Here is a 10377-nt window from a genome sequence, read left to right as displayed (position 1 = left end):
CCAGGTCACCATCAGCCTCGGCGACCAGGGGAACGTCGCCGACGCCCACTTCCACGCCACGGAGCTCCGGGGCTTCGAGAAGTTCCTCGAAGGGGCGGCCATCGAGGAGGCGCCGCGCATCACGCCGCGCATCTGCGGCATCTGCCCGACGGTCCATCATCTGGCCTCGGCGAAGGCGGTCGACGAGATCTTCGGCGCGCAGGTGCCCGAGACTGCCCTGAAGCTCCGGAGGCTCCTGGACTCGGGGCAATTCATCCACTCCCACGCGCTGCATTTGTTCCTACTGGCGATGCCCGACTACATACTGGGCCCCGACTATAACCCCGCATTACGCAACGTCGTAGGGCTGGTACAGGCGAACCCGGATCTGGCAAAAATGGCCGTCGAGGGCCGCAAGATCGGACAGCGCATCACCGAGGAGACCGGCGGCAAGCCCATCCACCCGGTGTCGGCGGTGCCCGGCGGCATGTCCTTCGCGCTGTCCAAGGAAAAGCAGGCCGAGCTCGAGGCCATGGCGAAGCGGTCCGTCGAGATCGCGAGAACGGCCTGGCCGGTGGTCATGCAGCAGATGGACAGGTACGCGGAGATGGTCAACAGCGTCGGCCTCATGCAGTCCGACTTCGTCGGCATGACGAACGGCGGAAAGCTCGAGTTCTACGACGGCAACGTCCGGGCCATGGACGCGAACGCTTCACAAATTGCCGACTTCCCTGGCAAGGACTATTTAAGTTACATCGAGGAGATCGCCGAGCCGTACTCGTACATGAAATTCACGAAGCTCAAGAAGGGCAGCGGGTTCTACCGGGTCGGACCCCTGGCCAGGGTGAATATTGTCGACTCCATCGGGACACCCGTGGCCGATAAGATGCTGGCCGAGTTCCGGGCGAAGTATGGCCGGGCGCCCCAGCAGTCGCTGCTCTACCACGCCGCCCGTACCATCGAGTACATGGCCGCGAGCGAGATGGCGCTGGCGCTGCTCCAGGACCCCGCGATCACCGGCAAGACGATTCGCAATCCGGTCGCCGGCGTCAGGAATACCCGGGGCATCGGCGTCGTCGAGGCGACCCGCGGCACGCTCATCCACGACTATACGGTCGACGAGAAGGGCTTCATCACGAGGGCGAACCTCATCGTGGCTACGGGCCATAATAATAGGGCCATCGACAGGGGAGTGCTTCAGGCATCCCAGAAGCTCATTCACGGTGATAACGTAAGCGAAGGCACCCTGAACCGCATCGAGATGGTGGTCCGGGCCTACGACCCGTGCGTATCGTGTGCCACGCACGCGATCGGGCGCATGCCGATCCAGCTTACGGTAATCGACTCAGAGGGAAAGGTCATTCGCGAGGTTACAAAATGTTAAAGAGGATTTTGGGCGACCTGGCAAAGGTCGAAGGTGTTAACGCGGCCGCGATCGTCGGCCGTGACGGCTTCATCATAGAGCACGTGGCGAACATCCAGGTGGACGTCGACGCGCTGGGAGCCATGGCTTCAACGAGCGTCGGTACGTCCGAGGCAATGGGCATAGAGCTTGGCAAGGGCAACTTCGAGCAGGTGCTCGTGGAATTAGAAAAGGGCCCAATCATGCTCTCGCTGATCAGCCAGAACGAGATCCTGGCCATCGTGGCCGAGCATGGCGCCAACATCGGCCGGATCCGGTACGAGGTGAAGAAGAACAAAGACCGGATAGCGGCGGCATTATAAAAAAACAGAGGGGCATCTTCAGTGAAAATACCCGAGGGCAAGTTGATCGCAGAGGCCGTCAAGCCGGTGCCGGAGGCCCTGAAGGACTACGGGCACGACTTCCGCGGCTGTATCCACATAAGGCAGGGCGAGGATGGCAGGGCCAGCGAAGGCTTTATCCTCATCGAGGACGGCAACGTGCTCGCCTCGGCCTTCATGACTCTGGGCATTACGCTGTACCAGATGAACGCCCTCGACCGCATCATGATGCTCCGCGAGCCATCGCTTAAGGTCTACGCCTACAGCGACGAGGATAAGACACAGATCTTCCGGGACTATCCAGATTCGGTCATCGGCGACCTGCCGCCGGATGTGGAGCCCCAGCCCGACGCGGCAGATGAAACCCCGGCCGGGCCCGAGGATAAGAGGATACCATACGACGTGCTCCTCGCCACGGTCATACAGCTTCCAGGGGTCATCGCCGCGGCCCTCGTCGTTGACGGACTGCCCATCTACCAGCAGGGCCAGAACACAGACTTCGAGCATATCGCCGTCGCCACCGAGGACATGGTGCGCAGCGGCACGAAGATCGCCACCGAATTACAATTAGGCAGCGCCGAGCAGATCATCCTGGAATCGCCGTCGAATAAAGTGATCATCGCACCCATCAACGACATGTTCTTATGCGTGCTGACCTCGTCGGATACGAACCTTGGCCTTGTCAGGCTGAGCATAAGGAACGCCCAGAATAATATGAGGGACCAGTGATGGAACTTCCGCATGGCGTACTGGTGAGAAGCTTTAAGGGGCCGGTGCCCCTTGCGGAATTGAACGCGGCGCTGCTTAAGGACTCGTTCACGGGCTTTATGCGCGCCTCGCTCTTCGCGGGCAGCACGTTCGCGGAAGGCGCGATCGTCTACGGCGCCGGAAAGCCCATCATAGCATACGTGTCCGACGGAAAGTCCGACCACCAGGACGGCGAGCAGAAGGTCATCGCGACGATCGCGTCCAGCGAGGACACGGTCCTCGAGCTCTTCTCGCTGAACGAGGGCCAGCTGCGCCTGGCGGCGGACTTCGGGAAAGAATTTATGATCCGGCAGGCACCGGCACAGCAAACGCCGAAGCCGCCGGTGGAGGCCCCGAAGCCGATGCCGGTGAAGCGGCAGCCCCCGGCGCAGCGGTCGAGCATGCCAGAGGTCCGGGGATCGTTCATAAAGTCGGAGAGTGTCGTGAGCCTGAAGTCCTATATCGAGAACAGGAAGGACGAGACAGGCCACGCCGTGCTCATAAAGCAGGACGGCGGAGAGTGCCACCTGCTGCTGCTCCATGGTAAGGTAGTCGCTGCCTACTCAGCGGGCGAGGCGGGAGAAGCGCTCCTGGGCAAAATGCTGTCGTCCAGCGGCGTGGCGGAGTTCTACCACATCGACGAGGCGCTCATCAACTCGATCATGAGGATGTACCCGCACGTGGCCCTGGGCGATGAGCCGTCTAGAGGGGCGCCGAAGGCCGAGCCGGCGCCGCAGCCCATGCAGGTGCTCAGGCCGGACTCGAAGCCTTACGTTCCATTGATAAAGCCCGTGCCGATCGCGAAATCGGAGGGGATGGCGCACGGGACGGTCACCCGGCCGCCGGAACAGCCGGGGCCGATGGAGACTCACCGCTTCGACGCTTCGCCCAAGCATGTCCCGGGAGTATCGGCTAAGGCGCTCTTCGATAAAGGCGCCCGCCAGGCCGCCGACGGCATCGGCACTCCGGCCCCGGAGTCTAAGTCCACCGGCGCCCTCAAGGGCGACATGGAAGACGACGCCGATTACGTGAAGAAGGTCGAAAACGAGTTCGTCGGCAACGTGGACGATCTCCTGAAGCGGCTCGAGCTGTCCCATCTCAAGGTGGTGCCGGATAAGAAAAAACGGACTTAAAGGTGCATAAATGCGCGATATTTCCACGCTACTCTATAATGCCATCATGTATGTCGCGGGCAATGAAGGCATAGCGAAGTTCAACAAGGCCGGCTATGGCTCTTCTATCGGCAAGCTGGTCCATCCCGATGGCTCGCTCGACCTGCCCAGGCTGATGAACACCATGCTGGACGTATTCCCGGAAGAGCAGGCGTCCGCCATCGTGGACAACGTCCTCGCCAAGTACGTGGAGACGGCCGCCGAGGAGAAGAATAAGCCGCAGGCATCCGTCGGGGCGCCGGAGGAGATCGGCCTGTCCTACGAGGATAACCTGGCTACCTACCTGGAGACCGAGTCCAGCGACGTGCAGGACCTCATCAACGAGGCGCGGATGATCCGCATGGCCATGGGTAAGAAAGCGCCTCCGAAGGCCACGAACGGGGGCACAATGCTCCACGAGGAAAAGGTGGCGGTAGAAACGCCAAAGCCCGCGACGGCACAGGAGCAGAGTCTGCCTGATGCGCCCCGCGTAAGCATCGTTAATCCCATAGTCCAGGAGCCGGTTCATGCGCTCCAGGCCCCCGATCCGCCGGCCGTAGCGCCTGCGCAGTCATCTGTAAGCACTCCAGCTTTTGAAGAGAAGGTCCCGCGCATAAACATCGACCGGTTCACGGCAAACACGAGGCCCTCGATACCTCTCCCGACTGGGGGAGAGCTGAGCCAGGATGTGTTGGAAAAAGAGATCGGCGCGTTCATCGGTGCCAGAAAGGCTTACTCCAGTGTCGATATCATGGATTTCATCAGATATTTAAAGGATAAGGGATATCACTTTCAAGAGAATAGCGTTCTGGAAAGTGTTTATACCTGGGTCGAAGAGCGCAAGAGCCGTGAGAGGGCAGCGCTCCTTGCCGATATCCAGAGCTTCCTCGACCGCATGCCCTGGCCGACGGAGAGCGAGGTATCGGCGTATATCGACCATAAGAAGAGCGAAGGCATCATGTGCGAAAGCTCCGAGATCAAGCGCATGATCCTCGTGGAAATGATCCGGAAGCATTGAAATCATCCTGAAAGGGGCAATATAAAACCAAAATGGGTGTGTGTATGACCAAAGTATTTACCATAGCCTCGGGAAAGGGCGGTACGGGAAAGACAATGACGACGGCTAACCTTGGAACCGCCCTGGCGCTGTTAGGCAAGCGTACGATAATTCTGGACGCGGACATAGGAATGGCCAACCTCGGCCTCGTGCTGGGGCTGGAAAAGAGTAAGATCACACTGCACGAGGTCCTCGCCGGCAAGGCGGACATCCAGCAGGCTATCTATGAGCTTCCAACCGGGCTCCGCGTGGTGCCGAGCGGCATATCGCTCCAGGGTTTCCAGAACGCCGACCCGGACCGGCTCCAGTTCGTCATGAGCAAGCTCGTAACCGGCGCCGACTATGTGCTCATCGATGCCCCTGCAGGCATCAGCAAGGACGGCGTCATACCCCTTGCGATCGCCGACGAAGTCCTGCTCGTTGTGAATCCCGAGCTCTCGTCACTGGCCGACGCAGTGAAGATCAAGGTGCTCACGGAGATGGTCGGTGGAGCGGTGGGAGGCGTGGTCCTCAACCGCGCTTCCGCGGAGAAGACCATGCTCACCAGCCAGAAGATCGGGCAGATCATGGGCGCCGAAGTGCTCGAAGTGATCCCCGAGGACGCCAGCGTGCGCCGGGCCGCGGCCTTTAAGACGCCCGTGGTCGTCATGTACCCGGACAGTCCGGCCGCAAAAGGCTTCAAGAAACTGGCCGCAAAGATCGCCGGCACGAAGGCCGTACCGATGGAGACCGCCGATGGCAAGAGTGAATCGTTCATAGACCGGCTGGCAAGGTCCATATTTGGAGGCGTATGACATGGAAGAAGTGTTACTTGAACTGCTGATCGCCATACTGTGCGTGGGTATAATTGTCTGCTTCGGTGTCATGTTCATCATGTACACGCGGATCAAGCAGCTCACCGCCGAACTGAGGGTCCTCAAGAACCGCGTCGAGATCACCGACGAGGAGCTCGGCCGGCTGGCCTACGATATCGAGGAATTCAAGAAGCTCAAGTTTTAAGCTTTTTGGAATAACACCCATTCTTTTTTAATTTACTTTATTTTCCCGTATATCATTGTAACTCCAAATCGGCCTGCGCCACGATAATAGTTATACCGGTAATTTCGCTAGTTCCGCGAGCCAGGTTTGTGATAACTTATATATATGTGTAGTAGGCAATATACTTCTCAGCCGGAAGCATGCTTCCGGCTGATAAACTGGCGAGTTGGTGAAATTTTTCTATGGCATCTGAAAAGAACAAACAGTTAAAGAGTCTCATTAAAGAGAAAAAGATTAAATATGTCGATTATAAGTTCATCGATGTCCCGGGAACCTGGCAGCATAAGACGCACCCGGTCGCTGAGCTTACTGATGATATTTTTACCGAAGGCACGGGCTTTGACGGCTCGAGCATCCGGGGATTCCAGGGCATCGAGGATAGCGACATGCTGCTCATACCAGATGCGGACTCCGCATTCGTAGACCCGTTCATCGCCGAGCCCACGATATCGCTTACCTGCGACGTCCTGGACCCGAGCGGCATGAAGCCCTACGACAGGGACCCCCGGCACATCGCCGCAAAGGCCGAGGCATACCTGAAGTCGACCGGCATCGCGGACAAGAGCTACATGGGCCCGGAACTGGAGTTCTTCATCTTCGACGACGTCCAGTTCGACGTGCTTACCCCGTACAAGGGCATGAGCTATTCCATTAACTCGAACGAGGGCATCTGGAACTCGAACCACAACACCACCCCGAACCTGGGCCACCGCCCGAGGTTCAAGGAAGGGTACTTCCCGGTGGCGCCCACGGACACCCAGATCGACATCAGGAACGAGATGGTCGGCACAATGATGGACATGGGCATGCGGATCGAGCTGCACCACCACGAGGTCGCGACCGGGGGCCAGGCCGAGATCGGCATGCGGTTCAACACGCTCAAGAAAATCGCGGACCAGACCATGATGTACAAGTACGTGGTCAAGAACGTCGCAAATCGCAACGGCAAGACCGCCACGTTCATGCCCAAGCCGATGTATGGCGACAATGGCAGCGGCATGCACACCCACCAGAGCCTGTGGAAGAACGATAAGCCCCTGTTCTTCGACAAGGACGGGTATGGCATGCTCTCGAAGACCGCTTTATACTATATCGGCGGCTTACTGACTCACGCCCACTCATTGCTTGCATTATGCAGCCCGAGCACCAACTCGTACAAGAGGCTCGTGCCCGGCTACGAGGCGCCCGTGAACCTGGTCTTCTCGAGCAGGAACAGGAGCGCCGCAGTCCGTATACCCATGTACTCGGACAACCCCAAGACCAAGCGTATCGAGTTCCGACCGCCGGATTCGACGTGCAACCCGTACCTGGCGTTCGCCGCCATGATGATGGCCGGCGTCGACGGCATCAAGAACAAGATCGACCCGACCAAGGCGGGATTTGGCCCAATCAACAAGAACATCTACCACCTGCCAGAGGCAGAGAAGGCAAAGATCAAGTCCGTGCCGGGCTCGCTCGACCAGGCGCTCAACGCGCTGGCAGAGGACCACAAGTACCTCACCCAGGGCGGCGTCTTCAGCGAGGACTTCCTGGATGGCTGGATCAGCTACAAGCGGGAGAACGAGATCGACCCCGTCAGGATCAGGCCACATCCATACGAGATGTACCTGTACTACGATGCTTAGGCGGATGGATCTTCATCCGCTTTCCTTTTTTATCATTTTTCCTTAAAGTTCAGCCATTATTTTAGCAGACCGCAAATTATTTTATATACCTTAACCAGCGGTAATAATCAGTAGATACAAGCTGGACAGGCGAGGAGAAAGGATGACCGATAAAATCAAGAAAATGGTACGGGAATTCAACCCTAAAAAGGTGAGAATAGGGGTTCTGGGCTCACACTCGGCTCTCGAGATCGCTTCGGGCGCAAAACAGGAAAAATTCGAGACCGTTGTGGTCTGCGAGAAGGGCCGGGAAAAGACGTATGCTAAATACTATAAAAACCTCTTCGACCACATCATCGTCCTGGACAAGTTCGCCGATATCATCGACGAAAAAAACCTGAAAAAGCTGAATTCTCTTAACACCATCTTCGTGCCCAACCGCTCCTTCGCCGTGTATACGGGATACGAGAACATCGAGGAAAAATTCACGGTGCCCCTCATGGGCAACCGGTATATGCTCCGTACCGAAGAGCGTAACACCCCGAAAAATCAGCTTTACCTTCTCAAGAAAGCGGGTATATTGACGCCTAAGACTTTCAAATCGCCCGATGAAATAGACCGCCTGTCGATCGTTAAAGTCACGGAAAAAGGGCGCCCGCTGGAGCGTGCCTTTTTCTATGCCTCGTCGCCCGAGGAATACGAGAAACAGTCTAAAGAGCGCATTCGAAAAGGCCTCATCAGCGCAAAGGACCTGAAGCACGCGATCATCGAAGAGTACGTCATCGGCGCGAAGTTCAACGCCAACTTCTTTTGGTCTTCCATGACGGGCGAGATCGACCTGCTCGGCTTTGACCGGCGGATCCAGACGGACCTGGACGGCGTTCTTGACCTGCCTGCGGCCGAGCAGCTTGAGCTTTCCATCCCGACGCAGAACATCGAGATCGGCCACCAGGGCGCGACAATGCGGGAAAGCCAGCTGGAGATGGTCTTCGACGCCGCGGAGCGCTTCGTGAATACCTGTAAAAAGGAATACCCTCCGGGCATGATTGGCCTCTTTGCCTTACAGGGCGCGGTGACTAAAGACCTGAAGTTTTACGTTTTCGACGTCAGCCCGCGGGTCCCGGGCTGCCCATGCGTCGAGCCCACGTCGCCCTACATGAAGTACAAATACGGGATGGAAGTGGGCCCTGGAAGGCGCGTGGCCATGGAAATTAAAGACGCCATGAAAGAGGGCAGGCTTTCTGACGTGTTAACATGAGCGGGGACATGCTGGACAGGTATGACCTGGACAATATTGCCATAGGCACGCTGGGCTCCCATTCGGCCCTGAACATCCTTAAGGGCGCGAAGGAGGAAGGCTTCCGGACCGTCTGCATCTGTAAGGAAAAAGATGCGATCATGTACCGGAAGTTCGGCGTCGCGGACGAAATGGTGCTCGTCCAGGATTTTAGCGAGCTCATAAGCGAGCCGGTCCAGGAGAGGCTCCGGCGCCTCAACGCCATTCTCATCCCCCATGGCTCGTTCACTGCTTTCTTAAGCACGGAACAGCTCATCCATGATCTGCACGTGCCCGTCTTCGGGAACCGGGAGCTTCTCCGCTGGGAGGCTGACCGTAAAGCTCAGGAGGAATGGCTGAGGAAGGCAGGGCTCCGGCTCCCTGCCACCTTCAAGACGCCCGAAGAGATCGACCGGCTGACCATCGCGAAGCTGCCGGGCGCAAAGGGCGGCAGAGGCTATTTCCTGGCAGAATCGCCCGAAGTTTTCCATAATAAGTTCAGCGACATGGTCCGGCGAGGACTCCTAAAGGAAGAGGACGGGGACAGGATTCATTTGCAGGAATACGTGATAGGAGCGAATATTTACCCCAGCTACTTCTCCTCTATCATGAAAAACGACGTGGAACTGTTAGCGGCCGACAGGCGCTACGAGTCCTCCGTCGACGCCATTGGCCGGATCCCCGCGTCCGAACAGCTTGAGTTCCAGGTGAACCCGACCTATACGGTCGTGGGCAACTTCCCCGTCGTGATCCGGGAGTCGCTACTACCGGAGCTGATGCGGATGGGCGACAGCGTCCATGAGATGGCGAAGAGGCTGGCGCCGCCTGGTATTATCGGGCCTTTCTGCCTGGAGACCGTGATAACGGACGACTTAAGGATATATACGTTCGAGATCTCGGCGCGCATCGTGGCGGGCACCAACGTGGGCATCGGCACCTCACCGTATGCGTATTTAAAGTATGGTGAGAACATGTACATGGGAAGGCGCATCGCCCTCGAGATAAAGGAAGCCCTTCGGCAAGGCAGACTCCGCGAGGCCCTGGCATAGAAAATTCCCCCGATTTTTTAACTCTGATCAATCGTTTGGCGAGTTATTGAGAAGACGATGCTTCGACAGGTTTTACCGTTAGAGAAATTATAAATATTGCATCCCGCTTACTGCGTATGAGAAGAGGTAAGGATGAAACGAAGTGCAGGGACCAGGAAAAGGGTTATCATCGTCGGGGCGGGCCCCGGCGGCCTGATGGCGGCGAGGGAGCTGGCGGAGTACGCGGACGTTACCATCATCGAGAAGGGCAAGGACATCAGCCATCGTACCTGCCAGGTCATGAAGGGGAAGGACTGTATCTACTGTAACGTCTGCAACATTACGGCGGGCGTGGGCGGCGCGGGCGGCATGTCCGACGGCAAGCTCAACCTCAACCCGCTCATCGGCGGCGACCTGATCGACTTTATCGGCATGCGCCATACGCAAGAGCTGTTCGACATGGTGGACACCTACTTCGTGGAGAATGGGGCCCCGGATGAGGCTCCCCATGTGCCTTCGCAGGCGCTGGAGCAGCGTGCGGCCGCCAACGGCATCGAGTTCATCCCCATCAAGCAGAAGCACATCGGCAGCGATATGCTTCCAAAAGTAATCGGCTCCATGAAGACGGGCCTGGAAAAGCGTGGCGTTAAGTTCGTTTTGAATACTACTGTGGATAGTATCACCGTCAGGAGTAATAAGGTTACGGGCGTGATCGCTGGCGGTAAGCAGCTCATGGCGGACTTTGTCATGCTGG

General features: G+C 57.8%; 11 protein-coding genes. All 11 read left to right on the top strand.

All coding sequences use genetic code 11. From position 1 onward, the window contains the following. A partial coding sequence (locus tag VMC84_RS12385; protein WP_325381105.1) for a Ni/Fe hydrogenase subunit alpha occupies positions 1 to 1363 on the top strand: 1363 nt, incomplete at its 5' end. Further along, positions 1357 to 1704, top strand: a complete 348-nt coding sequence (locus VMC84_RS12380) for a roadblock/LC7 domain-containing protein (protein WP_325381103.1) — start codon at positions 1357 to 1359, stop codon at positions 1702 to 1704. The genes VMC84_RS12385 and VMC84_RS12380, both read left to right, overlap by 7 nt. A 21-nt stretch (positions 1705 to 1725) precedes the next feature. Next, the gene (locus VMC84_RS12375) at positions 1726 to 2451 is read left to right on the top strand and encodes a roadblock/LC7 domain-containing protein (RefSeq protein WP_325381101.1); all 726 of its coding nucleotides are present in this window, start codon (positions 1726 to 1728) and stop codon (positions 2449 to 2451) included. After that, positions 2451 to 3602 (top strand): hypothetical protein, encoded by a 1152-nt coding sequence (locus tag VMC84_RS12370; protein ID WP_325381099.1) that lies wholly within the window; start codon positions 2451 to 2453, stop codon positions 3600 to 3602. Before VMC84_RS12375 ends, VMC84_RS12370 begins: the two co-directional genes overlap by 1 nt. A gap of 10 nt (positions 3603 to 3612) precedes the next feature. Beyond that, complete coding sequence (locus tag VMC84_RS12365; protein WP_325381097.1) at positions 3613 to 4638, top strand: hypothetical protein; 1026 nt, start codon at positions 3613 to 3615, stop codon at positions 4636 to 4638. Positions 4639 to 4682: 44 nt separating this feature from the next. Beyond that, the gene (gene minD, locus VMC84_RS12360; protein WP_325381095.1) at positions 4683 to 5471 is read left to right on the top strand and encodes a cell division ATPase MinD; all 789 of its coding nucleotides are present in this window, start codon (positions 4683 to 4685) and stop codon (positions 5469 to 5471) included. Position 5472: 1 nt separating this feature from the next. After that, a complete protein-coding gene (locus VMC84_RS12355; RefSeq protein WP_325381093.1) occupies positions 5473 to 5676 on the top strand; it encodes a hypothetical protein in 204 nt (67 codons plus the stop codon). 221 nt (positions 5677 to 5897) lie between these two features. After that, positions 5898 to 7340, top strand: coding sequence for a type I glutamate--ammonia ligase (gene glnA / locus VMC84_RS12350; protein ID WP_325381091.1), 1443 nt, complete (start codon positions 5898 to 5900; stop codon positions 7338 to 7340). Between the two features lie 142 nt (positions 7341 to 7482). Continuing rightward, positions 7483 to 8577, top strand: a complete 1095-nt coding sequence (locus VMC84_RS12345; protein ID WP_325381089.1) for a formate--phosphoribosylaminoimidazolecarboxamide ligase family protein — start codon at positions 7483 to 7485, stop codon at positions 8575 to 8577. Further along, a complete protein-coding gene (locus tag VMC84_RS12340) occupies positions 8574 to 9644 on the top strand; it encodes a formate--phosphoribosylaminoimidazolecarboxamide ligase (RefSeq protein ID WP_325381087.1) in 1071 nt (356 codons plus the stop codon). The genes VMC84_RS12345 and VMC84_RS12340 overlap by 4 nt, the downstream gene beginning before the upstream one ends. Positions 9645 to 9776: 132 nt before the next feature. After that, positions 9777 to 10377 (top strand): FAD-dependent oxidoreductase (locus VMC84_RS12335; RefSeq protein ID WP_325381085.1); only part of this gene is annotated, 601 nt, incomplete at its 3' end.

The organism is Methanocella sp. (assembly GCF_035506375.1).
Taxonomy (GTDB): domain Archaea; phylum Halobacteriota; class Methanocellia; order Methanocellales; family Methanocellaceae; genus Methanocella.
This window is presented reverse-complemented; position numbering and strand designations above follow the sequence as displayed.